We start from the raw sequence: 25,050 nt of genomic DNA, 5'->3' as shown, positions 1-25,050 counted from the left end.
TACTCCTCCCCGCATTTCTTCTAAACATTAAATGTATCGGAACGCAATCCAAGACGGAGCGTTTCTACTGATATAACATCATTCAAAGCAATATTTGCAAGGTTGACATTTGGACCTACCTGCTCGATAAAGAATGTTTGCAGCTTTTTATTAGGAGCTTCGAAAATAATTCTTTCAAACGGAATACCAGATCCCTTGATCAAATCAAAAATGTCTAAACGAATTTCACCATTCGCCATACAAATGCCACTTGTTCCACTTTCTCTTGCTTCTGTAATAACCTTCGTGGCCCCGGCTTCAAAATCCTCATGTATATGTTCTAGCCATTCTGCTGAATCTTTCCCACTTGCCCTTAACTCATCCTTATTACCAACCTCGCTAAAAACCACAAATTCATCTGCAAATTCTTTAATATATAAAGCTTTCTCTTGATTTGAAATATCAACTGTTCCATTTGAAACCTCTACAAAATGACAGTCCATCTTTTTACAGAACTCGTAATACTCCCCTACTTTATCTTGACTAAGGAATTTTTCAAATAACGTACCGCCAAAAAAGAATTCGATTCCCTGTTCCTGTAACCAATCAATTTTTTGTTCCAAATAACTCGTAATCAAGGATGTCCCCCACCCAAACTTAACAAAGTCAATGTAGTCCTTAGAACTTTGAATGGTATCCTTAAACAAGTTTAAAGGAGCCCCATTGTCTATTAGTATGGTTAACCCATTCTCTCGTGGTTTCGTTTCTCTAAATGGCAGCATTAAACCTGTTTCTCTCATAGTTGAACCCTCTCAATCTTTGGAATCTTACTCGTTTGATCCACTTTCATCACAAAATTGGTATCTAATTCTTCTATGCAATACATGATATCTTCTCGATTAAATGCTGTATTGTATTCATCAAAGAATTTTTCAGCCACATGAGCGTGTATTATTCGATCTATCACCTCATGGGCTGAAATAAGAACAGAGTCCCCTTCCATAATTTGTTTCATAAACTCCGCACAAGCATAATCATCATCTCCACTCGGATGGGAGGCGATAATATGAACAATCTCGTTGTTCCCAGGCAATAGGTTATCTCGAATAAATTCAGCCGTCTTTCTCGCATTGGTAAATCCAGTAACAAATAGATGGTTGGAGGATAAATTGTTTAATGTAGCTCGAACACCGTTTGTTGTCTTCTGAACAAGCGTTTTCCCTGTTAATTCTTCTTCTTGAATATGGGAGGGTGAATTATCCAAATCAAATTCATCAATGGCTAATCCATTTACTTCACCTGCCAACACAAAATCTGGGTTTTTTTCTTTCATACGAAAGGCATGTTCAACCGTTTCCACAAGATAGATTTCCTTTACTCCTTGTAAAAAAGCATAATGAGCTACGGTAAATGCTCGAATCACATCAATCACAACGGTAACTTTTGCTTCCGTTTCTATAGCGTCACTTCCTTGATATATTCGAATATCCATTTTGTTACTCTCCTAGTTCTCTTAAAATTGACTTCAACCACATACACCAAGTATATTCGCCTATTTATTTTTCGTTACAACTTTAAAAACAGTTAAGGGTACGTACACCTCCATTTGTTTTAAAAATCTACCCTTCCAGCAAAAATGGGCTCTTATCCTTTTAACAATCGCCCAATAGATTGAATACATTGATTTAAGGCAAATACCTAGGTTAATTGTTTTAACACTTAGAACTTGTCGAATAAGCAAAGCGGGGGAAGTATATGGAGAAAAAATTAACGTACGAAAACTGGGATGATCAATTCCAAGACCAGCTTAATCATGAATTAAAGGATTTTATGGATGTTATCAAATGGGCTTATAGCGTCTACGAAGATAAAATCGTATATTCTTGTAGCTTTGGAGCTGAAGGGATCGTATTAATTGATCTAATCTCCAAAGTCAATCCGCATGCTAATATTGTTTTTCTTGATACCGACTTACATTTTACGGAAACCTATACTCTAATTGAGAAGGTCAAACAAAAATATCCTAAGCTTGATTTAAATATTGTGAAGCCGTCCTTAACGCTAGATGAACAAACAAAACAGTTTGGAGAATCGTTATGGGAACGTAATCCTAATTTATGTTGTAGCATTCGCAAAATCCAACCGCTAGAAAATGAATTATCAAAAGTTGATGCATGGATCTCTGGATTACGACGTGAACAATCGATAACTAGAAAAAACACGGAGTACATTAACAAGGATGAGCGGTTTAAACGAGTTAAAATCTGCCCATTAATCCATTGGTCATGGGAGGATGTTTGGGACTATATTAAACTAAATGATTTACCATATAACGAACTGCATGATCAAAACTATCCAAGTATTGGCTGTGAGATGTGTACCCTTCCTGTCAGAAACGGAGACGACTCACGCGCAGGTAGATGGGTGAATTTTGAAAAAAAAGAGTGCGGCCTGCACCAGGCATAAGTAAGGATTGTGTTCAATGATCATCATACTTTTATTTTTCGTGGCTTTCTTTTTTGCAATCAATATTGGGGCAAGTGGAGCAGCTGCTTCCATGGGAATTGCCTATGGTTCAAAAGCTGTTAGCAATAGAAAAATGGCACTGCTCATTTGTGGAATTGGGGTTTTTTTAGGTGCTATTTTAGGCGGAGGAGAAGTAGTCAAAACACTAGGTTCAGAGATTGTTCCCGACCATATGATCTCCATTAAAATTGCTCTAATCATCCTTTCATCTGCATCCATCTCCCTTTTCATCGCAAACCTAAGTGGAATTCCTTTATCCACAAGTGAGGTAACCGTAGGAGCAGTAGTAGGTGTCGGCATAGCTTTTCAGGTTTTGTATGTAAATACTCTTCTAATGATTGTTTTGTTCTGGTTATTCGTTCCATTCATCGCCTTTTTACTAGCTTTTATCACAAACAAAGGAATTCAACGCCTGCAACCCACTTTACAAGGAAAAAGTACCAAACTCCTTGCTATAGCTGTTATCCTCACTGGTTTTTTAGAAGCATTTTCAGCTGGAATGAATAATGTGGCGAATTCAGTAGGTCCTCTTGTTGCTGCAGGCTTACTATCCATCGAACAAGGAACATTTTATGGTGGAATTTTTGTAGCCCTAGGAGCAATATTTCTCGGAGGAAAAGTAATCGAAACGAACGGAAAAAAAATTACCAAATTAACTCTTTTACAGGGCGGTGCCGTGTCTGGAATTGGAGCCACACTTGTGATTATTGCATCAATCTTTGGTATTCCTGTCCCCCACACCCAAATAACCACGTGTAGTATTTTAGGTGTCGGTGTGTCTGCACATGGAAAAGCCTTATTTAAAAAGTCGATCATTACCAAACTGGTTAAAACATGGGTTTTATCCCCATTCTTTTCTTTAATTCTTTCCTATAACCTTGTGAAGATTTTCATACGAGATGATTATTCTGGTTTAACTATGATTTTCATTCTTGTGGCCATTATTTATGCAGTTGGCATATGGCAGCGAGGATTTAAAAGTCGACCTTTATATAAAGAAAAAGTTGTACCGAAAAAATTAGGAGGTAGTTAACATGATCAAACCCCATGGTGGTTCACTCATCAACCGAGTAAATACAGAACTCGACCATGACCCTACAAAGGAACAAATTCAACTAGATGCTATTGCTTTAAGCGACCTTGAGTTAGTAGCAACTGGTGCCTTTAGTCCACTTACTGGCTTTATGGTTAGTGAGGATTATCAGTCTGTCGTTCACCATATGCGACTTTCTTCAGGGCTACCTTGGAGTATTCCAATTACGCTTCCGGTCAAAGATGAAGAAATTCAACAAATAAATATCGGGGATACTGTCAATTTGGTCTATGAGGACATCGTTTATGGAGTTATGGAAGTCAGGGATATCTATACTCCAAATAAAGAAGAAGAAGCGAAACATATCTATCAAACTACAGATTTGAAGCACCCTGGTGTTAAGAAATTAATGGAACGTCCAACCAGCTATCTTGGTGGGCCGATTACATTAATCCAATACCCTAAAAAAGAACAATTCCATACGTTTCATTTAACTCCAAGCCAAACAAGAGAAGTATTTCAGAGACTGGGATGGCAGACAATTGTTGGATTTCAAACCCGAAATCCAGTTCACCGAGCACATGAATATATTCAAAAAACTGCTTTAGAAACAGTTGATGGATTGCTATTGCATCCACTAGTTGGTGAAACAAAAGCTGGTGATATACCAAGTGATTTACGAATGGAATGCTATCAAATATTGTTAGAAAACTATTATCCAACTAATCGTGTATTTCTATCTGTCTTTCCAGCAGCAATGAGATATGCTGGCCCTAGAGAAGCTATTTTTCACGCCATTGTTAGAAAAAATTATGGTTGTACACATTTTATCGTTGGTCGGGATCATGCTGGTGTTGGCGACTATTATGGTACGTATGATGCTCAGATAATCTTTGACCATTTTACAGAAGAGGAAATCGGTATTCAAATTCTTTGTTTTGAAAATAGCTTCTATTGTAGGAAATGTGAAAGTATGGGAACGTCAAAAACATGCCCACATGATGAATCGCACCATATTTCCTTATCTGGTACCAAAGTAAGAGCAATGCTACGAGAAGGAGTCTTACCACCAAAAGAATTTAGTCGTCCCGAAGTTGCAGTAAAATTAATCGAAGGTATGACAAAACCCTTAGTAGAGACGGGGGAATTCTAATGGTTCATCAACATATTGTTTGGCATCCAACTGCAATAACAAAAAAAGATCGTCATAAACTAAATAATCATAAAAGCTGTGTCCTTTGGTTTACCGGATATTCTGGATCAGGAAAATCAACAATAGCCAATGAATTAGATTGTCAGTTATATGAATTAGGAATTCAAAGCTATGTATTAGACGGTGATAATATTAGACACGGATTGAATAAGGAACTAGGATTTTCACCAGAAGATCGTGTAGAAAATATCCGCCGCGTTGGTGAAGTTGCAAAGCTATTTGTGGATAGTGGGCAAATTGTAACAACTGCCTTCATCTCCCCATTCCAAAAGGATCGTGATCAAGTTAGACAGCTATTTGCGGGTAACGAATTTATCGAGGTATTTGTAGATTGTCCATTTGAAATATGTGAGCAGCGAGATCCAAAAGGGCTTTATCAAAAGGCTAGGAAAGGTGAAATTCGTGACTTTACTGGAATCGACTCACCGTACGAAGCTCCAATTAATCCAGAATTAACCATTAACACCGCAAAACATACCGTCCACGAAGCAGCCCAACTTATCATCACCCACCTCAAAATAAATGGAATAATTTAACAAGTGCCTGTCACTTGTCTAAATTCGACAAGTGACAGGCACCTTTTCATTTCTTTTCTTATTGCTGTTGGTTTAATTGGGTTTGGCATTGTGTAACAAGTTGCTGAATTTGTTGCAACTGTTGAGCAGCGTTTTGTTCACGTTGTGCTAATTGCTGTTGCTGAGCACCTGCATTCATGTTTGCCCCACCCTGTTGCTGTGCACTCTGTAATTGTTGTGCATTTTGTTGCTCCGTTTGTTCTAACTGTTGAGCAAGCTGTGCAATCTGTTGAAGGGTTTGTTGAACTTGATGTGTCATATTATCACCTCTTTTATATTGGACTCCATTGTATTGTCTCTTTTATTTACAATTTCATACGATGAATACTTCCATCACTTAATTTTTTTTCGAAGTGGTGTGTTCTGAGGTATCAACTTTAAAAATGACGTTAAACCATCAGTGGGGTTAACTCATCGGTGTACAAACCCTCCCAATCCCATCAACAATTCACCTCCCTACCTGAATTTTAGAAGAAGAAGTTCTTCATGGCTAAAATGATGATGGAAATTAACTTTCCTCACCGATTATATTTGCAATATATGGGAAACATAAGCGAAGTAAAAAGCCTAACCGTAATGAGGAGTGCTAATGATGAAACCTTATGAATCGCTAAATAAAAACTATATTTCTGGTGAATGGAGAGATGGACGAGGACAATCGACCATTGAAGTTACTAACCCTTATACCAATGAAAAAATGGAGACAATTCAAAGTGCAAGTGTAGAAGATATAGACGAAGCGTACCAATCAGCAAAACAAGTTCAACAGGAATGGGAAAAAGTAAATGCGTTTGAAAAGTCTTCCATTATGGAAAAAGCAGTTCAACTATTAGAAGAAAGAAGGGAAGAGTTCATAGAGCATTTAATTGAGGAAAGTGGTTCTTCTTTTATTAAAGCAAATGTGGAAATGGACTTTGTCACAGCTATAACACGTGAAGCCGCTTCTTTTCCGTTAAGAATGGAAGGTCACATCGTTCCCTCTCTTATAGCCGGTAAAGAAAATAGAATCTACCGTAAACCATTAGGAGTCGTTGGTGTTATTGGACCATTCAATTTCCCTATGTATTTATCCATGCGTTCGGTTGCACCAGCCATTGCCACTGGTAACGGAGTTGTTGTAAAACCAGATAGCCAGACCCCAATAACAGGTGGGGTATTATTAGGAAAAATTTTTGAAGAAGCAGGAGCTCCTAAAGGATTAATCAATGTGATCATGCCAACCATCAAAGAGGTTGGGGATGCGGTTACAGAACACCCTATACCAAGGCTAATCTCCTTTACAGGTTCAACCGCAGTTGGCCGTCACATTGGTGAGCTATGTGGAAAACATATCAAAAAATCAATTCTTGAATTAGGTGGAAATAATGCACTAATTGTGCTGGAATATGCTAATGTTGAACGAGCTGTTAATTCTGCATTGTTTGGGAAATTCATGCATAATGGCCAAATTTGCATGGCCATTAATCGAATTATTGTTCACCAAAGCAAATATGATGAATTTGTCGACTTGTTCGTCCAAAAAGCGAAAAAAATAAAAGTTGGAGATCCTCGTGATAAAGATACGCTCATTGGACCACTTATCAACCGTAAAGCTGTTGATGGAATCCTAGAATTTATTGACCAAGCGAAAGAGCAAGGTGCAAAGGTTGTACTAGAAGGTAAAGCGGAGGGAAATGTTATGTACCCATATATTCTAACCGGTACAAATGAAGTTGCTACGGCAAAGAATGAAATGTTTGGTCCGGTAGCTACGATTATTTCAGCTAAAGATGACGATGAAGCAATTAAAATTGCAAACGATACTGAATACGGATTAAGCGGTGCAGTACACGCCGGCTCACCAGAACATGGTGTGGAAGTTGCCAAACAAATTGTAACGGGTATGGTCCATGTGAATGACCAGAGTGTCAATGATGAACCATTGATAGCCTTTGGTGGGGAAAAAGATTCTGGATTAGGTCGTTTTGGTGGAGAAAGATCCTTAGAAGAATTTACAACATTACAGTGGATTTCTGTACAATCTGAAGAAAGAGAAAGCCCATATCATACTAATTACTTAGAATAAGGAGGCTTATAAATGGATAAGAAAAGAAAAACAAATTTGAAGAATGTTCGTGGTGTAGCACCTGGAATCGATCCTGAAGATTCCTACGGTGAGGATGCAACGAATTCAGAAATTGAACAAGGTGAATCAACTAAGGTAATTAGACTAATTAATGATGAATATGATCCTAGTGAAAAATAATATAAACGAGCTTGAAAGAAAACTTTCAAGCTCGTTTCTGCGTTACAATCTCACCAACCTAAAACCATTTGGCTATTTCATAATACATTGGTATTCCAATAATCAGATTAAATGGAAACGTTACGCCTAATGCTAATCCTAAATAAATGGATGGGTTTGCTTCAGGTACGGATGTTTTTAAAGCTGCCGGTGCTGCTATATAGGAAGCACTTCCAGCTAAAACTCCCATTAATGTAGCCCCACCTAATGATAAACCAACCAAGTTACCTACTAATACACCTAAAGTACCAAATAATAATGGAGTGGTTAATCCAAATAGGAGTAGCTTCACACCGTGTTTTTTCACCTCAGGTAACCGTTGTCCAGTGATTATTCCCATATTTAGTAAAAATAATATTAATACACTATTATATAAATCAATAAATAATGGCTTAACCATTGGAACGGCGCTTTCCCCCAGAATAATACCGATCAGTAAGCTTCCCATTAGAAGCAAAATGCTTTTTCCAAAGATACTCTCTTTTACAACCCTTTTATCTATTAATTGTAGAGGCTGTGAAATGAACCCTACACGTTGTGTGGAATTTCCAGAAATATTATCCTTATTTTCCACAACTTTTAACATTAGAAGCGAAACAAGAATTGCTGGACTTTCCATCAGAGCCACCAAGGCGTTCATAAACCCTTCATAGCTTATGCTGTTACTCTCAAGGAATGATACTGCAGCACCATAAGTTACAATGCTAATGGAACCATAAGTTGCTGCTAGTCCAATGGAATTTTTTAGGTCCATATTGATAAACTTCAATATAAACAAGGTAATAATCGGAATAATGATTCCTAAAAATATCGCTCCTAATATTGGACCAATTACCGATTCCAAAGAATAATGCGAGAGCTCAATGCCTCCCTTTAAGCCGATTGCAATTAATAAATATATACTTAATCCTTCACTTAAACCATGAGGAATTTTTAAATCAGATTTAAACAAAGCGGCTACGATTCCTAGTACAAAAAATAACACAACTGGAGATAATAAATTTTCCATTATTATATCAGTCATATAAGTTTCCTCCTATTACAATCATGATTAATAAGTAGGATTACCTTTAACTAAACTTAATGTTGTTTAAAGCTCTTCCTATACTTGTAATAAACAAAACCTTTTGACTTTTTTCATGAAAAAATCGACATATTTCCTAAATCGTTAGGAAGTATGCCGATTTATTTTTAATTTTTAAAACGAATGATTACTAGATTCTTTTTCAAATAGTCAATATATGTCATTAACGATTTGCTAAAGTACCTAGTATAAGTCGAATTAAAATTAAACATCACTCGGTTCGTTTATGAATGTAAAATATATAATATCTTGATTTTGAGATCCTGTCAACTTGTGAGAATCAGACTATACCATTCTTTTTTTATTAGTTAATGCACAATTTAATATCTCTTGATGAAACTCATGCCAACCTTGATAATAATTAGTTATTTCGTCTGTTTTGATGAACACCCGTTGGAAGGATTCAAATTTCGCTTCAAAAGGATGTAACTGTTCGATATCCATCCGATAAAATACTTGGTACCCAATTTCAGGATATGGACTTGATTCATCCCATTTTGTATTTTCACTGTGATCTACAATTATATATCCTAACGGGTAACACCTTCCTTCAATATAACCTTCCTCCATCGCTTCACGTTTAAAGCATTCTTCCGGTGTTTCGTCTTGTTCAATATGTCCCCCTGGAATATCCCAGCCTCTTTGATTTAAGTTTACCAGCATTAATTTTTCCTCGTGAAAGCAATAGCCGTGAACACTAGTAATTAAGTTACGAGAAGGTAATGTTTGATTGGCATGCCATGTTAATTTAACCTTCGATTCTCCCCAATTCACATAGGTAGTAGTCAATGATTAGTCCCTCTTTTCTTTTTTCAGCAGATTTCCTTACATTTAAAGCAGGTAGATAAAAACAATTAATACCCTTCCTTTGTTAAAAATTCATTCAATATAGCTCGATGACTACTCACTATATTTTTAGGTAACTCATTCGGATAAAAGAATTCAAACTTAATAGATTCCGATTTATCCACATCTAAACTGCCTTTGTAGCCTTTCGTATAATATGCAATTGTAACGACATAGAATTCATCACCATTTTCAGCTTTTATGTATTGATCAGGACCAGAATATACGTTGATTAACTGAAGATCATCAACGATTAATCCAGTTTCTTCAAGTACCTCACGCTTGGCAACTTCTTCTGTAGATTCTCCTAATTCCATAAGACCACCAGTGATGCCCCACATTCCATTTGGAAACTTTCTTTGCTGCAATAATAGTCTTCCTAGATCATCTACAATGATTGTAACTGCTCCTACGAATATTAATGGTCGATGACCTACTATTTTTCTAAGTTCTTCTATATACCCCATGCACTAATTCTCCTCTAAGATATTGGTCTACCAGATTTGCAAACTTTGCATTCGCCAAGCCTCTATGGTGAATACCTTAACTGCACTTATGTAGGATAGTAAAGTTTAAATCTTACTATCTGCTTAAAAAAACTCATACAATCCCTGTTCGAAGTACCAATATTCTTTTTCATCAATAATCTTCTCACCATACCCTTCGAAAAACACTTCTTTGTCGACTTCTTTTTCAAAGGCATTCGGCTTTGGACGGATTGCAAGAGCAGCATCATATCTCGGATCACCGTAAGCTCCCCCACTCCAATCAATAATTGCGACGATTTTTCCGTCATTTACCAATACATTATCAATGGTAAAATCACCGTGTATTAATGTTTGTTTAAATGGTTTAGGTCTGGTCTTTTTCAGTTGATCAAGTAATTGCTGTGAACCGTCTACTTCATAATGGTCAAAATTATATTGAGACTGTTCTAGCATATCCTCAAGCCAAGGCTTGTCTGTAATTAATGCTTTAGGACAAGGAGTTTCATGTAACGTTTTTAATTTATTTCCAAATTGATAGATTAAGTGCAATCGTTCTTCCTCATTGTGACTTTCATGAAGTACTTCGCCTAGAGGCTTTCCTTCAATATAATCCATCAATATCCAGCTTTGACCTTGCTCCCTATCTTCGAAAAAACGATGTGATTTTGGAATGGCTAATTGAGTGGCTTCCAATTGCTTAAGTATGTTTGCTTCATCGGCAAGCCACTGACGATATAGTTGATTTTTGGAACGCTTAACAACAAACTTACCTTCACTTGTTTCAATAATCCCTACATCAGAGGTACATCCTTGTTTTGGAAATGTAATGGCTTTAGTATTTTTCATAATTTCTTTTGGGATCTCAAATAATTCAATAGGCTTCATGTTTTCGTTCCTCCCATTAATTTATATAAAAATTATCTCATAGATTTCCATAATGATGCCACTGATAATTAAAATATTTCGACTATTATTGCTTCTTATATATTATTAATGGCCGTTTTTTGAAAGATTGTTGATTTATTCAAGAATTGAGGTTCGATAAGTATTTGATGAAAACATGTGTAGTAATCTATCTCCAAAAAACACTCTGAAGAAGGCAACGTTTTCATGGCACAATTTACTACACATTCTTTGTTATAGCATTATGTTATGTTATATGAGCCCTAAAAAAAGTAAAACCTGCATCCATAAAGAACGCAGGTTTAATCCATGGGGTTTGTAATAAAAAATGTAAGTACTTCTGCACCATCATTATTCACGGGAACAAATAAATGCGGCTTGGAGCCCTGGAAATAAGCACTATCTCCTTTTTCCATGTAATGCTTTTCTCCATTATATAACAAATAAATCGCACCTTCTAATATGTAAATAAATTCATCCTGAGAGTGAGTATATGTATCTTCCCGTAGGTTCATATCCTTCGGTGTAACATGGATAATGGTGGGTTCTATCCCCGTATATTGAGATCGGTTTGCTAGTAATTCATAGGAATAACCCATATTTTCATCGCCAATTTTTGATGGCCGTTTTGCCTTTGGTAATAAAACCAGATCCTGCTCGGGTTTTTCCTCTAACACCCAAGAGAGAGGAACTTCTAGAACATCACTAATTTTGGATAATGTAGCAATCGCAGAGGCAGTTTGTCCATTTTCAATTTTAGATAAAAGGCTTTTGGAAATACCACATTCATCTGCTACCTGTTGTTGTGTTAATTTCTTACGTAATCGCATTTCTTTTATTTTTTTTCCAATATGATCAAGATTTATGGTTGCCCTCTCCCCTCTGTTACGTCTATATTTGTTATTCAATCATAGAACAGCTGCATCACAATCGTCAAGATGAAGACATTGACTTAGACCGAATCTAATGCTATCTTTTGATGGTATTTGTTATTCATTTTATTAAAGGAGCATTAGTCCGATGTAAAGCGTAAATCCCAATACTAATATAATAGAAATAAGAATGAAAATAAGAAGGGATTTGTATATGAGTCTACAAGAAGAAGTACAAAAACGAAAAACATTTGCTATCATTTCCCACCCAGATGCGGGGAAAACAACGTTAACGGAAAAATTATTACTATACGGAAACTTAATTCGTTCTGCTGGAACTGTAAAAGGTAAAAAATCTGGTAAGTTTGCTACCTCTGACTGGATGGAAATTGAAAAACAACGGGGAATTTCAGTAACTTCCAGTGTGATGAATTTTCCGTATAACGGATATCAGGTCAATATATTGGATACACCTGGGCACGAAGATTTTAGTGAAGATACCTATCGAACATTAACAGCGGTTGATAGTGTTGTCATGATTATTGATGCAACAAAAGGGATTGAGGCTCAAACCTTAAAACTTTTTAAAGTCTGTCGGATGCGCGGAATTCCAATTTTTACGTTTATTAATAAATTAGACCGTGAAGGAAAAGAACCGCTTGAGTTAATGGAAGAGATTGAGGAAGTATTAGATATCGAAACCTATCCGATGAATTGGCCAGTAGGCATGGGTAAACGATTCCTTGGTATTTTCGACCGACATGGCAAGCAATTTGTAAAGTTCAACGGAAATGAAGAAGAAACCTATATCCCATACAAGGAATTGGATCAACAGGAAGAACTAGTAGATCAAGCAACTTATGAGGCAACAAAAGAAGAGCTGGCTTTACTTGATGAAGCAGGTAATGAATTTTCATTAGATGCTGTTTTGGATGGGAAACAAACCCCCGTGTTTTTTGGTAGTGCACTCGCTCCATTTGGGGTACAAACCTTTTTCGATACGTTTATTTCCATGGCTCCGGCACCAACTCCTAGAAAAACTACAGAAGGTGTCGTACAGCCTGATAACCCTGATTTTTCTGGATTCGTATTTAAAATCCAAGCGAATATGAACCCAGCACATCGTGATCGTGTAGCCTTCTTAAGGGTGTGCTCTGGAAAATTCGAGCGTGGTATGAGTGTGAAATTAGCACGAACCGATAAAGTTATTAAGCTTTCCCAGTCCCAACAAATCGTTGCCTCAGCTCGTGATACGGTTGATGAAGCCTATGCCGGGGACATTATTGGAATCTATGATCCAAACGCTTATCAGATTGGGGATACTTTAATGGAAGGAAAATCAACATATGAATATGATGAACTTCCTCAGTTCCCACCAGAGGTTTTCAAAAAGGTAGCTGCTAAAAACGTTATGAAGGCGAAGCAATTCAAAAAAGGAATTGAGCAGCTCGTTCAAGAGGGTGCGATTCAATTGTTCCGAGACAAACGTACGGAATCCTATATCTTAGGAGCTGTAGGTGAATTACAATATGAAGTATTCCAATATCGGATGAAAAATGAATATAATGTCGAGGTTGTATTTGAAACAATTGGAGATCGGATTCCTCGCTGGTTAAAACCAGACCAAAAAGTGGATGAAACATTATATGATGAGCGAAATATGCTCGTACGTGATCGAGAAGGAAACTTCCTCGTCCTATTCAAAAACGAATTCTCCCTAAACTGGTTTAAAGACAAAAACCCAGACGTAGAGCTAATTGACTTATTTGAAGTGAACCAATATGGTGTCTAAATGTCGGTGCCTGTCACTTGTCGGAATTCGACAAGTGACAGGCACCTTATTCATGTTAGTTGTGTAAGGAATATGGTTGCAAGTCCAAAATATATAAATAGCGATATAATATCATTGATGGTTGTTATTAGTGGACCTGATGCTACGGCGGGGTCTACATTAAATTTATATAATATAAGTGGAATAATCGTTCCAGCTAACGTACCAATGATTAGCGTTAACAATAAGGATGTCCCTACAACAAATCCTAAGGTCATATCCCCTTGCCAAAAGTAAGCAATAACCGCTATTAAGATCGCACACACAATTCCAATGATAATACCTACCCATAATTCACGTAGAACAAGTCGAATGACCTGCTTGAAATTTAAATCATTTGTGATTAATCCACGGACGACTACAGCTAAGGACTGTGTCCCGGTATTGCCCGTCATCCCTGCAATCATTGGCATAAAAAATGCTAGGGCTACCACTTGATCTAAGGTTTCCTCAAATCCACTAATGATACTTCCAGATACAAGACCAATTAATAGTAATAAAATCAACCAAGGTAATCTCCGATAAGCTGCCACCAATGGCTTGGTATTAAAATCAATTGCTTTACCTGTTGCTGATAGCTTCTCAATATCCTCATTAGCTTCACGGATCACGACATCCATCATATCATCAACAGTTACAACACCAACCAATCTTTGATCCTCTTCCACAACCGGAATCGAAACAAAATCATAACGACTAATTAATTTTGCAACTTCTTCTTGATCTATTTGTGCATTAACCATTACTAACCTGGTAAACATAATGTCTTCTACTTTATCTTGTAAATCGGCTAGCAATAGGTCCTTGTAGGATACAACACCAACTAGCTTCTTCTCTTCGTCGATAACATAAAGGTAATTCAAATACTCTGCTAGTTCTGCAAAATGCTTTATCTTATCAACAGCTTCTCTCACCGTATACGTTTTCGGTATCCATACGTAACGATTGGTCATAATTCGACCAGCAGTTTCTGGAGGATAATTCATGAGGTTTTGAACAACATCTATTTCCTCTTGCTTCATCTCGGAGAGTAGTTCTTCAATTTTTTCCGGTTCTAAATCGGAAAGCAAGGTTGCTAAATCATCATTTTCCATTAAATCAAGCACTTTGGATGATTTTTCAATTCCTAGTTTATGTATGACATCTAATTGATCTTCTTTTTCTTCTAGCTCTTGAATCAGCTCTGATAATTGTTCAATCGATAGATAAAGGATGAATTTATTTTTATGTTTTCTAGGTAATTGAACATACTGTTGTGCTATATCGTAAGGCTGCAGCTCATCTACAATCGTTTGGAAAGAAGATTTCTTCCCCTCCTTCAACGACTGAATCAAAGCCACCATAACCTCATTTTCATTCATCGATAAAGCCATACAAATTGCCCCCTTCTGTTCGGGAGGTGCCTGTCACTTGTCGAATTTCGACAAGTGACAGGCACCTATTCATAGTATGTCGAGTCTAGTTAACTTTATGATGGTTTGTTGCAGATATGTTAATTAGTAAGCCTGCGGTAATCATGGTAAATACTAATGAAGATCCTCCGTAACTAATAAACGGAAGCGTAATTCCCGTAATTGGCAATAAACCTGATACAGCACCTAAATTAATTACAGCTTGAATGATTAACTGAAATGTTAAACCCACCGCAAGTAGCTTTGCAAACATAGTAGGCGCTTGTTTGGCTATTCGCACGCCTCGAAACATAATGTACAAATAGCTAAACATGATAATTGCTAGACCAACGACACCAATCTCTTCTAAGATAACCGCCATAATAAAATCGGTGTGCGCTTCAGGGAGATATCCTAGTTTTTGCACACTATTTCCTAACCCATTTCCCCATATTCCCCCAGAACCGATGGCGATATATGAGTTAACTAATTGATACCCATCACCTAAAGGATCATTAAATGCTTGCCTAAAAGATGTTAGTCGTTCCAACCGATATGGAGATGAGTAAGCAAAGTAACTAAATCCAGCAACTGCTATACTTGCAAGTAAGATTAAATGGCGAAACCTTACCCCAGAACAAGCAACAATGATACCGCATGATAATAAGATCATGGTAGCAGTACCTAAATCGGGTTGCTGCAAGACTAAGAGAAATACAATTGCTAACACAATTAAAGGAGGTAACACTCCTTTTTTAAACTGATCTATATAGGACTGTTTCTTAGCATATATATAAGCAAAGTAAATAATCATAAATAACTTTACCGCTTCTGTTGGTTGAAATACAAAAGTACTTAGTTGAATCCATCTTTGCGAATTATTCCGTTCTACACCTACCCCTGGCACCAATACAAGAATGAGTAACACAACTGAAGCTATTACAAGTAATGCACTTAATTTTCCAATCACTTCATACGGTACTATAGCAGTGATGACCAAGAAAATGAAACCAATAACAAACCATTGTACTTGTTTCATAAAAAAATAAGTAGCATCTCCATAAAAAAGCGAACTCATTGGAAAGCTTGCACTATAGATCATGACTAAACCAAAAAGGGCAAATAATAATATAAATATAGTAAATGGATAATCAATATGTTTAAGTTTTTTTACAATCATAGATGTTCTCCTAGGCTAATTATTATCACTAAACATGTAATCTCTAGACCTAATTTGCACACTTAAAACGAGACCGAGCGCTATAAAATTAGTTAATAACGCACTCCCTCCATAGCTAATCAGCGGTAAAGGAAGTCCAGTGATCGGCATGAGACCAACTGTCATTGCAATATTTTGGAACACCTGGAATCCAAATAATCCAACCGCACCAATGCAAATATACACACCAAATAAACTATTTGAACGAAGCGCAATAGCAATAATTCGATAGATTAATATGAAATATAGTGTTATTAATATACTAGCTCCAATGAATCCAAAGTCCTCGCCAATTACTGCAAATATAAAATCAGTGTGTGCTTCAGGGACTTTTCCAGATTGGACTTGCACCCCTTGGTTAAAGCCCGCACCTGTTAGTTGCCCTGCTCCAATCCCTGTAATTGCTTGTTTTAATTGATAACCATAATCGGATGCATACTCGTTTGGACTAAGCCATCCATAGATTCTTCCCATTTGATGCGGCTTAAATATTTTTGAAAATAATTCAAAATTATATTGAAATAATAGGATTAAAGATAAAATCATTCCAACTCCACTAGCCAATAATAGGCCGATCATTTTAAAGGAAATACTAGAAACCAAAATCATAGATGCAGCGATTGCAGCAATCATCAGCGCTGATCCGAGATCGGGTTGAATGAGTATCAATAAGAAAGGAATTGTTGAATAGAGAGCAATCTTTAACGTAACAGGAATACTAGCTAGAAAGGCAATTCGGTTTTCTCCAATTTTACTTAACAAAACTCCTAACTGGAGAATGAGAAATATCTTTATAAATTCGGATGGTTGTAGATCAAATATACCGAGGTCTATCCAACGTTGAGAGCCGTTTTTCGTTGTACCAAAAAAGTGTACGACAAGCAATAATCCAACTCCAACTGTGTATAGATAAATGGCTACTCGGTCGAGGAGTTCAAAATCAAAATAAGCAATACCAAACATAATAATAATTCCAATAATATACCAAATGACTTGTCTTTTAACAAAAAAGAACGAATCATCAAGTGTATATTGCCCAGAACCACTATATACAGCTATTAAACTAAAAATAAATAAACATCCTAGTATTGTTAATAAAATATAATCGATTTGCTGTTCTCTATGCTGCATATCCTTAACCTCATTATCCTGTATTTCAAAAAAGGGTATTTATTCTTTCATAGAAATTACACTAGTAATGTATTGGACAACTAATGCATCATCTAAATAGCCGACTGGAAAAAAATAATCCGGTACAATATCGATCGTAAAAATAAAGTAAAGCAAAGCACTACCCATTAGCAGTAAATGTTGAGTCGTCCCCTTTTGTAAACGAAATGCCTCATACATTTTCTCTAATTTTTGGATGTACGGCCCCGTACTACCTATTTTTGTGAGTTTTTCCTTAAAGCCATTTAATATCGTCAGTTTACCTTCATCTGTTTTACTATAATCTTGATAATTTGATAGTAAATGTTCCATTCGTTCTAACGAAAACTCAATATCTTTAGCATCTGCTGCCTTTAGAAGTGACTGAATATGGTCAGCAGATTCCTGTAGATCGGATTTTGTTTTATCAAAATTATTATCTTCACTCACATAACCTGCAACTTTTAAAAATTGGTATAACGGAACGTCTAGACCTTCCGAAAATTTTTGTAGATGCTGCAGGTTCGCCTTACGTTTTCCATTTACTATTTTTGAAATTATTGCCGTATCAATACCGGTAGCTTTACTTAATTTTCTCATCGATAAAGATTTTGATTGTATTAACTCAAGTAGATATTCTCCTACTCTATTTTCATGATGTTCCTCTAACATTCTTTCACCATCCCACGCTCTTCAACTACTATATTAGTTAGTTGTACTATACAAAATCATTGACATTATGTCAACGATTTTTGAGTATTCGTCAACATATTGCGACTCATAGTTATAACGTGACAAACATCATATTTCGATGGTAGTATACAGATTGTGTCTTTTTTGGCAGGTAGTAATGGATATATTTTCTAATCTACCTATTCCTTGTAATGATGTGCTAGATTTTAAAGAATATTCAAGAGCCTAGTGATCAAGATTTGGTTAAACACTGACAGAAAAGGAATACTAAATATAGAAAAATTAAAGGAGGAAAAAATGCGTCAAAAAGGATTTCTAAATAAAATAAAGAATATTGGCCCTGGAACGATCGTAGCAGCAGCAATAGTCGGGCCAGGCACGATTACAACAGCATCACAAACAGGTGCAGAATTTGGGTTTACATTAATATGGGCACTTGTATTTTCACTTGTAGCAACAATGTTTTTGCAGGAAATGTCTACAAGATTAGGTGTTGTCTCCCGAATGGACTTAGGTACTGCATTTCGGAGACAGTTCGATAATCCCATGTTACGAACCATAACAATTGTGTTAGTAATTTCAGCTATAGCAATCGGGAATGCGGCATATGAAGCAGGAAATATTACTGGAGGAGCTATTGGTTTAGCAACTATTACGGATATCCCTGTAAACATCTGGGGGATTCTAGTTGGGGGAATCGCTGGATTGTTTCTTTGGTTTGGGAACTATAAAACAATTGAAAAAGCATTTGTTGTATTAATCTTGATGATGAGCTTGAGCTTTTTCCTTACTGCTTTAGTTATTAGACCAAATATTAGCGATATACTTTCTGGATTTGTTCCAACGATTCCAGACGGAACTGCACTATTAGTAGTATCTCTCATCGGGACAACGATTGTTCCTTATACTCTATTTTTACAATCGTCCACGGTTCAGGAGCGCTGGAAGGACAAATCTGGCTTACAGGAGAGTCGTTTTGATATTATCTTTTCCTTAATAATTGTGATGGTCATATCGATCTCTGTTATTGTTTCGGCTGCAGTAGCATTTCCACTCGGTACCGGGATTAGTGATCCAACCGAAATGGCTGTTCAACTTGAACCATTATTAGGTTCTTGGGCAAAATATATCTTTTCTATTGGTATTTTTGCTGCTGGGATAACTTCTGCAATGACTGCCCCATTGGCCGCTGCCTATGCAACCACAGGTGTATTAGGTTGGAAACGCGATTTAAAATCAACTAGATTTCGTATCATTTGGGTTACTATTTTAGCAATCGGAATTTTCTTCTCAGCAATTGGATATAGTCCAATCGAACTTATTGTCTTTTCACAATATGCAAATGGATTAATTTTACCCGTTATCGTTCTACTACTCATGATCGTCATGAACAACAAACGATTACTAGGGGAAAACACCAATCCATTAGTCATTAACATCGTCGGATGGACCATATTCGCAATCACTTTACTACTATCCCTTAACTCCTTCGGCATCCTATAGGCTCGGTTCGAGTGTAGCGATGTCAGTGTCGGTGCCTGTCACTTGTCGAAATTCGACAAGTGACAGGCACCGTAAAAAGCCATGTGTCTTAGCGACACATGGCTTTTCTACTATTTTCCTGTTTCTGCAAATCGTTTGATTCGTTCACCAATTTCATCACGAACGCGTTGGAACACTTTCCATTTCTCCTCTTCAGTGCCTTCCGCTTTCGCTGGATCATCGAAGCCCCAATGCTCACGCTTAACATGTGGAGGTGTAACCGGGCATTTATCTTTTGCGTCTCCACAAAGGGTTACCGCTAATTCTGCATTATTTAAAATATCTAGATCGATAATGTCAGAGGTTTGCTCTGAAATATTGATACCAACTTCATTCATCGCTTTAACCGCATTTGGATTTAATCCATGTGCTTCAATTCCAGCACTTTTAACTTCCCAGTCATCTCCCAGATGTTTTTTCGCCCATCCTTCTGCCATTTGGCTTCTGCATGAGTTTCCAGTACATAAGAAATAAATCGTCTTTTTAGCCATGATAATTCTCCTTTTTTTTAAAGTATGGTAAGTGTCAAATACAGTCCTAACAATGTAATAAATAAGATTGGTAAGGTTAGCACAATCCCCGTTTTAAAATACGTTCCCCAAGATATCTTGACTCCTTTTTGTGCCAACACATGAAGCCACAACAATGTCGCTAAGGAACCAATTGGTGTTATTTTCGGACCTAAATCTGATCCAATCACATTTGCATAGATCAATGCTTCTCTAATTACTCCAGTTGTATCAGTTTCTGCAATTGCAATTGCATCAATCATAACGGTTGGCATGTTATTCATAATTGATGATAAAATCGCTGCAATGAATCCCATGGAAATCGTTGCAATAAATAACCCTTCATTCGCTGCTAATTGAATCACATGAGCTAATAAATCGGTTAAGCCTGCATTTCGTAAGCCAAATACAACAACATACATTCCAATGGAAAAGAACACTATCGACCATGGAGCACCTTTTATAACAGCTGTTGTATTTACTACCTCACTATTTCTAGCCATTAATAAGAAGAATATCGCTATAATTCCAGCAACAATGGAAACTGGAAGGTTAATAAATTCACTAATAAAATAGCCAACTAATAATACACCAAGAACATACCATGATAAATGAAACATTTTACGATCTTTAATTGCTTCCTGTGGTTGCTTTAATTGGGATAGATCATAATTTCTGGGAATACTTTTTCTAAAGTAAAATAGTAATACCCCTATTGTTGCTACAAGTGAAAAAAGATTTGGTATAATCATTCTCGTTGCATATTCCACAAAACCAATATTAAAGAAATCAGCAGATACGATGTTCACTAAGTTACTTACGACGAGTGGTAGTGATGTCGTATCAGCGATAAATCCACTGGCCATAATAAACGGAAACACCATTTTTTCTTGAAAATTTAAGTTTCTAACCATTGCTAATACAATCGGCGTAAGAATTAAAGCAGCTCCATCATTTGCGAAAAAGGCAGCAACGATAGCACCTAATATACTGACATACACAAACATCTTAATTCCATTTCCTTTTGCAGCTCTTGCCATATGTAGCGATGCCCATTCGAAAAATCCAATTTCGTCAAGTACTAACGAGATGAGGATGATCGCTACAAATGCCAATGTTGCATTCCAAACAATTCCTGTAACCTCTATAACATCTTGAAATCCTACAACACCAACAAGTAATGCAATTATGGCTCCACCAACTGCAGACCAACCAATCGATAACCCTCTTGGTTGCCATATAACTAGGATTAGTGTAATAAGAAATATTATGATTGCTAGTACAACCTGAGTTGTTGACAACATTTGTCCCTCCTGTTTAGCAACAAGAAATTCTTGTTCCTTTCTCTTCTAACTCTTTTAATTTGTGATCTTGGCTAGGGAGTTGAGCTAGAACGTGTTGTACAAATGGATAATACTCATTTTCTGTATTTATCGAATAAAATATCCACTGCCCTCTTCTTTCTTCCTTCACCAGGCCAATATCTCTTAACTTGCGTATATGTTGACTAATAGATGGTTGACTTGCTTCGAAAATTTCAACGAACTCGCAAACACAGCAATCATTGTTTTCAAGTATTTTCATCATAGTTAACCGAGTCCGGTCCCCTAACAATTTCAACACTACTGCTGCACGATCCATATCAATTGTGGTTTTCAACATAAACTCACCCCTTTCCAAAAATATCACTATATTAGTATATAACGATTTGCTTATATATACAAAATAAAAGCTCAAATAAAAATGAAATGTCGGTGCCTGTCACTTGTCGAATTTCGACAAGTGACAGGCACCGACAAAAGCAAGGCAGTCTAATTTTTCCATTGTTGTTGGAGGTGTTTTTCTATTTCTCCGGTGTTGGCGTTGATGTAAAGTGTGTCTGTGACCGGTTCACTCGTAATGTTTATTTTCCATAATGGCAAATAAACTAATTGTAAGTTTTTCAATTCATGCAATGGTTTTTTCAAGATATAGCTTCGGTTAATTTGTTTTTCTTGTACATCCTTTACGAACCTTTTCGCCTCATTCTGACTAGCAATCTTTAAGGGCACAATCTCACCGCTATCGACTTCTTCCTTTTGAATCGGTGGTACTTTTGAAAATACTCCTCGATATCCTGACACACCATCTACAAAAATGACATTTGGTAATTTACGTGGTGGAAACGGTGGCCGTTCCGCTATCACTAGTACCTTAGCAACCCAAAACGGATGATATATTAATCTCTTATCCAACGTGTGCTCACGTAAAAATGCTTCATCGACCCTTCGACTAAATTTTGCTTGAAACGGCATGCCTTTGTATACATACTTGTAAATTTCCTGATCAGAGATGGATTGTTTTCCTATTCTTAGTATCGTCTTTTTTTTCGTTGCCACGTTCTCCACAATTCTCATCCTTTACGATTGGTTAGAATGGTAAAAATCAACTCTAGCTTGAATGGCCGCAGATGGTGGTTTCGTCATCAAGCTTACAATTATCATCAGAACCAAAGAAATTGGTGCTGCAATAATTGGCTCCGCATTCGTTGGGAGCACCTGTGAAATAATTAATACTAAGAATGTAATTGCTCCCCCTAGCATTCCAACCAGTGCTCCTGTTTTATTGGCACGTTTCCACCATAAACCAAGTACAATTGGGAATCCAAACGAAGACAACAAAAAGCCTCCAACCCATCCAACCATAACCGCGATTAAACCTGGTGGATCAATTGCAAAAATTATCCCAATGATACTTGCAACAACCATTACCACTAATCCAAGTCCAGTTACAAAACGCTCACTAGCATTTTTATTTATATGTCCTTTGTAAATATCATGAGCAATCCCAGCTGATATTGCTAAAAGCATTGCATCAGCAGAAGACATGATTGCAGCCATTAATCCCGCTAACATAATACCACCTAAAATGGCAGGTAAGTAATGCTCGATAACTGAAACGAAGATCATATCTTTATTAACTAACGTTTCAACAATACCTAAGCTTGCTCCTGCAGCTGTTACAGCAAACCCAGAAATAAATAAAGTTAAGTAAATTAAACACGCCCACATGGAAGATCTTCGTGCAGTTTTTGCATCACGAGAGGCAAAATTACGCATTACCACTGAGGGTGATATAATTCCAAACCATAGAAATGCTATAAATAAGCCAAAGTACGACATCCACGGCTGTGTAATTGATCCAAAATTCGGATCTACTGCTAATGCGTCATTTATTAAATTTCCAACCCCACTATGATCAATTAAAATAAATCCAGCTAATATGACGATACCTATTAGCATTACCGCCCCTTGAATCAAGTCGGTATAAGTAATTGCCCACATACCACCTAAAGCAGCATACAAGGTAAATCCCAATCCAAGAACAATTACTGCCGTTTTGTAATCAATCCCAAGCACATAGGAACCAATCAAACCAGATGCTGTTAGCTGTGGAACCATATAAAAAGTCATTCCTATTACAACAATGACTGCTGAAACTATTTGTACAGAATTCCCATAACGCTGTTTAAAAAAGTCAGGCATGGTTTTAACTCCAGCACGTCTGATTTGACCAGAAATTAAAAACATTGCAAATGGTAAAATTGCTATTACCCCAAACGCATACGTGAAAAAGTATGGAACACCTAAAGCAACCCCAGATCCAACAGCCCCCATAAGAGAGCTAGAACTTGCTACTGCTGCAAAAATAGCAAATGCCCCAACAAATGTATTTATACTTTGTCCAGCGGTAAAATAATCGCTTTCAGATTTACGAGCCCGCTTATAAAAGTAAATCCCAATACCCGTCATAATTACTAAGTAAATGAATAGAATACTAGCTTCCGTTACTCTCATCCGTCAAACCTCCTTTTCTCCTTATTCCTCTTTCTTCTCTAGATTTTCAATCCATAAACAATAGACAATCGCTAGCAAAAACCAGAAAAATAAACCTACAAACATTAGCCAACCTACTAAAGATATACCTGCAACATATACATCTGCTGGCCACCAAATAAATACGAACCCTGCGTAGATTAGTAATACAACTGTTAAAAAGAATCCAGGATCCCGAAGCTTCGAACATCCTCGCATGTCCTCACCTCCTTATTACTAAACACACTATGCACAAAACCTCCATAGTATGAACATATAGGCAGGTGCCTGTCACTTGTCGAAGTTCGACAAGTGACAGGCACCTGGAAGTAACTGGAAAAGGAGCTTTTTAACATGAGGAAATATGTGGTTGCATTTGTGCTATGGGCTTTAATAGTAGGAACAACGTGTTATGTTGCTTTTAATGGTTCAGGGAAGGATTTAATTCTTACAGATCAACAAATGGAGTTAACTATAGAAGAAGCTCAGAAACAAGCAGATATCGAGATGATAGAAATTAATGATATCCCTTTTGAGTCAGATACCAGTGTCAATCTATACCATTATCGATACGGATCGGAGTCGTTACAAAAGGTTGTAATAGTAAATAAGAATGATGATAAAGATAAAAGCTTTAACTTAATCATTTCACCAGAAAGCAGTAATCTACAAAGCGGATTAACTAATGAAGATATGAAACAAGAAGCACAAGTAGAATTAAATGATGGAACTGTTGCTTACTACTATGAAAAGGACCTAGGAGAAAGAATCCAATTCGAAAAAGATGGACTCACTTATGGATTGTATCATCTTACACAATTTGAAGATCCTTATGGAGAAGAAGAGATGATCAATTTTGCCAATCAACTTATTGAGGATTAGAATGATTCCTTTCATGAAATGAATCTTAGTGTTATTGATGTAGAATGCGTAGCATTCCTGTAGAGCGTTAATTTCAACTTTGATCAAAAGAGAGCTCCCCAGTAAGATATGAGTATAGACACCACTCTAAAACTCAAAATCTTAAGGAGGAACTCTTATATGAAGTTTAAAATGCAA

General features: G+C 36.7%; 27 protein-coding genes. 9 read left to right on the top strand and 18 right to left on the bottom strand.

Annotation, left to right across the window (positions count from 1 at the left end):
• Nucleotides 1-20 precede the first annotated feature (20 nt).
• Together GMD78_RS18835 and GMD78_RS18830 are read right to left on the bottom strand one after the other, a co-directional pair.
• Nucleotides 21-779: a phosphosulfolactate synthase gene (locus tag GMD78_RS18835; protein ID WP_155671157.1), complete on the bottom strand. Its 759-nt coding sequence runs from the start codon at nt 777-779 to the stop codon at nt 21-23.
• Nucleotides 776-1,471 (bottom strand): 2-phosphosulfolactate phosphatase, encoded by a 696-nt coding sequence (locus GMD78_RS18830; RefSeq protein WP_155671155.1) that lies wholly within the window; start codon nt 1,469-1,471, stop codon nt 776-778. The genes GMD78_RS18835 and GMD78_RS18830 overlap by 4 nt, the downstream gene beginning before the upstream one ends.
• Nucleotides 1,472-1,734: 263 nt before the next feature.
• On the opposite strand from GMD78_RS18830, the gene GMD78_RS18825 reads away from it, so the two are divergent.
• From GMD78_RS18825 to cysC, 4 genes are read left to right on the top strand one after another with little or no spacing between them, the layout of a single operon-like run.
• Nucleotides 1,735-2,445: a phosphoadenylyl-sulfate reductase gene (locus GMD78_RS18825; RefSeq protein ID WP_155671153.1), complete on the top strand. Its 711-nt coding sequence runs from the start codon at nt 1,735-1,737 to the stop codon at nt 2,443-2,445.
• Between the two features lie 16 nt (nt 2,446-2,461).
• A complete protein-coding gene (gene cysP, locus GMD78_RS18820; RefSeq protein WP_155671151.1) occupies nt 2,462-3,538 on the top strand; it encodes a sulfate permease in 1,077 nt (358 codons plus the stop codon).
• 1 nt (nt 3,539) lies between these two features.
• Nucleotides 3,540-4,691: a sulfate adenylyltransferase gene (gene sat, locus GMD78_RS18815; RefSeq protein WP_155671149.1), complete on the top strand. Its 1,152-nt coding sequence runs from the start codon at nt 3,540-3,542 to the stop codon at nt 4,689-4,691.
• Nucleotides 4,691-5,287 (top strand): adenylyl-sulfate kinase, encoded by a 597-nt coding sequence (gene cysC / locus GMD78_RS18810; protein WP_155671147.1) that lies wholly within the window; start codon nt 4,691-4,693, stop codon nt 5,285-5,287. The genes sat and cysC overlap by 1 nt, the downstream gene beginning before the upstream one ends.
• Before the next feature lie 58 nt (nt 5,288-5,345).
• Here the strand turns inward: cysC and GMD78_RS18805 are convergent, their stop codons facing one another.
• On the bottom strand, nt 5,346-5,585 hold the full coding sequence (locus tag GMD78_RS18805) for a hypothetical protein (protein ID WP_155671145.1): 240 nt from the start codon (nt 5,583-5,585) through the stop codon (nt 5,346-5,348).
• Nucleotides 5,586-5,918: 333 nt separating this feature from the next.
• On the opposite strand from GMD78_RS18805, the gene GMD78_RS18800 reads away from it, so the two are divergent.
• Together GMD78_RS18800 and GMD78_RS21445 are read left to right on the top strand one after the other, a co-directional pair.
• Nucleotides 5,919-7,391 (top strand): aldehyde dehydrogenase family protein, encoded by a 1,473-nt coding sequence (locus tag GMD78_RS18800; RefSeq protein ID WP_155671143.1) that lies wholly within the window; start codon nt 5,919-5,921, stop codon nt 7,389-7,391.
• A 12-nt stretch (nt 7,392-7,403) separates the two neighbouring features.
• Entirely contained in the window at nt 7,404-7,571 is a 168-nt protein-coding gene (locus GMD78_RS21445) for a hypothetical protein (RefSeq protein WP_196493870.1), read from the top strand.
• 58 nt (nt 7,572-7,629) lie between these two features.
• On the opposite strand, the gene GMD78_RS18795 is transcribed toward GMD78_RS21445, so the two are convergent.
• The 5 genes from GMD78_RS18795 to GMD78_RS18775 form a co-directional block, all read right to left on the bottom strand.
• The gene (locus tag GMD78_RS18795) at nt 7,630-8,634 is read right to left on the bottom strand and encodes a sodium-dependent bicarbonate transport family permease (protein WP_155671141.1); all 1,005 of its coding nucleotides are present in this window, start codon (nt 8,632-8,634) and stop codon (nt 7,630-7,632) included.
• 345 nt (nt 8,635-8,979) lie between these two features.
• The gene (locus GMD78_RS18790; RefSeq protein ID WP_155671139.1) at nt 8,980-9,483 is read right to left on the bottom strand and encodes an NUDIX hydrolase; all 504 of its coding nucleotides are present in this window, start codon (nt 9,481-9,483) and stop codon (nt 8,980-8,982) included.
• 65 nt (nt 9,484-9,548) lie between these two features.
• Nucleotides 9,549-10,007: an NUDIX hydrolase gene (locus tag GMD78_RS18785; RefSeq protein WP_155671137.1), complete on the bottom strand. Its 459-nt coding sequence runs from the start codon at nt 10,005-10,007 to the stop codon at nt 9,549-9,551.
• 123 nt (nt 10,008-10,130) lie between these two features.
• Nucleotides 10,131-10,913, bottom strand: a complete 783-nt coding sequence (locus GMD78_RS18780; RefSeq protein ID WP_155671135.1) for a phosphotransferase family protein — start codon at nt 10,911-10,913, stop codon at nt 10,131-10,133.
• A gap of 320 nt (nt 10,914-11,233) precedes the next feature.
• Entirely contained in the window at nt 11,234-11,839 is a 606-nt protein-coding gene (locus GMD78_RS18775) for a helix-turn-helix domain-containing protein (protein ID WP_246187706.1), read from the bottom strand.
• Between the two features lie 178 nt (nt 11,840-12,017).
• Between GMD78_RS18775 and GMD78_RS18770 the strand changes: the two genes are divergently transcribed.
• Complete coding sequence (locus tag GMD78_RS18770) at nt 12,018-13,595, top strand: peptide chain release factor 3 (protein ID WP_155671133.1); 1,578 nt, start codon at nt 12,018-12,020, stop codon at nt 13,593-13,595.
• Between the two features lie 50 nt (nt 13,596-13,645).
• Here the strand turns inward: GMD78_RS18770 and mgtE are convergent, their stop codons facing one another.
• From mgtE to GMD78_RS18750, 4 genes are all read right to left on the bottom strand, one after another.
• Complete coding sequence (mgtE, locus tag GMD78_RS18765; protein WP_155671131.1) at nt 13,646-15,007, bottom strand: magnesium transporter; 1,362 nt, start codon at nt 15,005-15,007, stop codon at nt 13,646-13,648.
• A gap of 85 nt (nt 15,008-15,092) precedes the next feature.
• Nucleotides 15,093-16,205 carry a putative lipid II flippase FtsW gene (ftsW, locus tag GMD78_RS18760; protein WP_155671129.1) on the bottom strand — a complete coding sequence of 371 codons (1,113 nt, stop codon included), beginning with the start codon at nt 16,203-16,205 and terminating at the stop codon, nt 15,093-15,095.
• 15 nt (nt 16,206-16,220) lie between these two features.
• A complete protein-coding gene (gene rodA / locus GMD78_RS18755) occupies nt 16,221-17,375 on the bottom strand; it encodes a rod shape-determining protein RodA (protein ID WP_155671128.1) in 1,155 nt (384 codons plus the stop codon).
• Between the two features lie 39 nt (nt 17,376-17,414).
• Complete coding sequence (locus GMD78_RS18750) at nt 17,415-18,065, bottom strand: DUF1232 domain-containing protein (protein ID WP_155671126.1); 651 nt, start codon at nt 18,063-18,065, stop codon at nt 17,415-17,417.
• 318 nt (nt 18,066-18,383) lie between these two features.
• Between GMD78_RS18750 and GMD78_RS18745 the strand changes: the two genes are divergently transcribed.
• On the top strand, nt 18,384-19,589 hold the full coding sequence (locus GMD78_RS18745; protein ID WP_155671124.1) for an Nramp family divalent metal transporter: 1,206 nt from the start codon (nt 18,384-18,386) through the stop codon (nt 19,587-19,589).
• Nucleotides 19,590-19,699: 110 nt separating this feature from the next.
• Here GMD78_RS18745 and arsC read toward each other — a convergent pair whose 3' ends face one another.
• The 6 genes from arsC to GMD78_RS18715 form a co-directional block, all read right to left on the bottom strand.
• Complete coding sequence (arsC, locus tag GMD78_RS18740; RefSeq protein ID WP_155671122.1) at nt 19,700-20,119, bottom strand: arsenate reductase (thioredoxin); 420 nt, start codon at nt 20,117-20,119, stop codon at nt 19,700-19,702.
• A 17-nt stretch (nt 20,120-20,136) separates the two neighbouring features.
• Nucleotides 20,137-21,438 carry an arsenic transporter gene (locus GMD78_RS18735; protein WP_425495065.1) on the bottom strand — a complete coding sequence of 434 codons (1,302 nt, stop codon included), beginning with the start codon at nt 21,436-21,438 and terminating at the stop codon, nt 20,137-20,139.
• 16 nt (nt 21,439-21,454) lie between these two features.
• Nucleotides 21,455-21,799: an ArsR/SmtB family transcription factor gene (locus tag GMD78_RS18730; protein ID WP_155671118.1), complete on the bottom strand. Its 345-nt coding sequence runs from the start codon at nt 21,797-21,799 to the stop codon at nt 21,455-21,457.
• A gap of 149 nt (nt 21,800-21,948) precedes the next feature.
• Nucleotides 21,949-22,524 carry a hypothetical protein gene (locus GMD78_RS18725; RefSeq protein WP_246187705.1) on the bottom strand — a complete coding sequence of 192 codons (576 nt, stop codon included), beginning with the start codon at nt 22,522-22,524 and terminating at the stop codon, nt 21,949-21,951.
• Between the two features lie 12 nt (nt 22,525-22,536).
• Complete coding sequence (locus tag GMD78_RS18720; protein ID WP_155671114.1) at nt 22,537-23,973, bottom strand: sodium:solute symporter family protein; 1,437 nt, start codon at nt 23,971-23,973, stop codon at nt 22,537-22,539.
• A 21-nt stretch (nt 23,974-23,994) separates the two neighbouring features.
• Nucleotides 23,995-24,210: a hypothetical protein gene (locus tag GMD78_RS18715; protein ID WP_155671113.1), complete on the bottom strand. Its 216-nt coding sequence runs from the start codon at nt 24,208-24,210 to the stop codon at nt 23,995-23,997.
• Between the two features lie 135 nt (nt 24,211-24,345).
• Here GMD78_RS18715 and GMD78_RS18710 point away from each other — a divergent pair, with 135 nt between their 5' ends.
• The gene (locus tag GMD78_RS18710; RefSeq protein WP_155671111.1) at nt 24,346-24,873 is read left to right on the top strand and encodes a hypothetical protein; all 528 of its coding nucleotides are present in this window, start codon (nt 24,346-24,348) and stop codon (nt 24,871-24,873) included.
• Nucleotides 24,874-25,050 lie beyond the last annotated feature (177 nt).

It is taken from the genome of Ornithinibacillus caprae, from assembly GCF_009728145.1.
GTDB classification, from domain to species: Bacteria; Bacillota; Bacilli; order Bacillales; family Amphibacillaceae; genus Ornithinibacillus; species Ornithinibacillus caprae.
This window is presented reverse-complemented; position numbering and strand designations above follow the sequence as displayed.

Excerpts from the sequence above, each read along its gene's own strand:
- GMD78_RS18835 (WP_155671157.1), bottom strand. The coding sequence starts at position 779 with ATGAGAGAAACAGGTTTAATGCTGCCATTTAGAGAAACGAAACCACGA.
- GMD78_RS18830 (WP_155671155.1), bottom strand. The coding sequence starts at position 1,471 with ATGGATATTCGAATATATCAAGGAAGTGACGCTATAGAAACGGAAGCA.
- GMD78_RS18825 (WP_155671153.1), top strand. The coding sequence starts at position 1,735 with ATGGAGAAAAAATTAACGTACGAAAACTGGGATGATCAATTCCAAGAC.
- cysP (WP_155671151.1), top strand. The coding sequence starts at position 2,462 with ATGATCATCATACTTTTATTTTTCGTGGCTTTCTTTTTTGCAATCAAT.
- sat (WP_155671149.1), top strand. The coding sequence starts at position 3,540 with ATGATCAAACCCCATGGTGGTTCACTCATCAACCGAGTAAATACAGAA.
- cysC (WP_155671147.1), top strand. The coding sequence starts at position 4,691 with ATGGTTCATCAACATATTGTTTGGCATCCAACTGCAATAACAAAAAAA.
- GMD78_RS18805 (WP_155671145.1), bottom strand. The coding sequence starts at position 5,585 with ATGACACATCAAGTTCAACAAACCCTTCAACAGATTGCACAGCTTGCT.
- GMD78_RS18800 (WP_155671143.1), top strand. The coding sequence starts at position 5,919 with ATGAAACCTTATGAATCGCTAAATAAAAACTATATTTCTGGTGAATGG.
- GMD78_RS21445 (WP_196493870.1), top strand. The coding sequence starts at position 7,404 with ATGGATAAGAAAAGAAAAACAAATTTGAAGAATGTTCGTGGTGTAGCA.
- GMD78_RS18795 (WP_155671141.1), bottom strand. The coding sequence starts at position 8,634 with ATGACTGATATAATAATGGAAAATTTATTATCTCCAGTTGTGTTATTT.
- GMD78_RS18785 (WP_155671137.1), bottom strand. The coding sequence starts at position 10,007 with ATGGGGTATATAGAAGAACTTAGAAAAATAGTAGGTCATCGACCATTA.
- GMD78_RS18780 (WP_155671135.1), bottom strand. The coding sequence starts at position 10,913 with ATGAAGCCTATTGAATTATTTGAGATCCCAAAAGAAATTATGAAAAAT.
- GMD78_RS18770 (WP_155671133.1), top strand. The coding sequence starts at position 12,018 with ATGAGTCTACAAGAAGAAGTACAAAAACGAAAAACATTTGCTATCATT.
- mgtE (WP_155671131.1), bottom strand. The coding sequence starts at position 15,007 with ATGGCTTTATCGATGAATGAAAATGAGGTTATGGTGGCTTTGATTCAG.
- ftsW (WP_155671129.1), bottom strand. The coding sequence starts at position 16,205 with ATGATTGTAAAAAAACTTAAACATATTGATTATCCATTTACTATATTT.
- rodA (WP_155671128.1), bottom strand. The coding sequence starts at position 17,375 with ATGCAGCATAGAGAACAGCAAATCGATTATATTTTATTAACAATACTA.
- GMD78_RS18750 (WP_155671126.1), bottom strand. The coding sequence starts at position 18,065 with ATGTTAGAGGAACATCATGAAAATAGAGTAGGAGAATATCTACTTGAG.
- GMD78_RS18745 (WP_155671124.1), top strand. The coding sequence starts at position 18,384 with ATGCGTCAAAAAGGATTTCTAAATAAAATAAAGAATATTGGCCCTGGA.
- arsC (WP_155671122.1), bottom strand. The coding sequence starts at position 20,119 with ATGGCTAAAAAGACGATTTATTTCTTATGTACTGGAAACTCATGCAGA.
- GMD78_RS18730 (WP_155671118.1), bottom strand. The coding sequence starts at position 21,799 with ATGTTGAAAACCACAATTGATATGGATCGTGCAGCAGTAGTGTTGAAA.
- GMD78_RS18720 (WP_155671114.1), bottom strand. The coding sequence starts at position 23,973 with ATGAGAGTAACGGAAGCTAGTATTCTATTCATTTACTTAGTAATTATG.
- GMD78_RS18715 (WP_155671113.1), bottom strand. The coding sequence starts at position 24,210 with ATGCGAGGATGTTCGAAGCTTCGGGATCCTGGATTCTTTTTAACAGTT.
- GMD78_RS18710 (WP_155671111.1), top strand. The coding sequence starts at position 24,346 with ATGAGGAAATATGTGGTTGCATTTGTGCTATGGGCTTTAATAGTAGGA.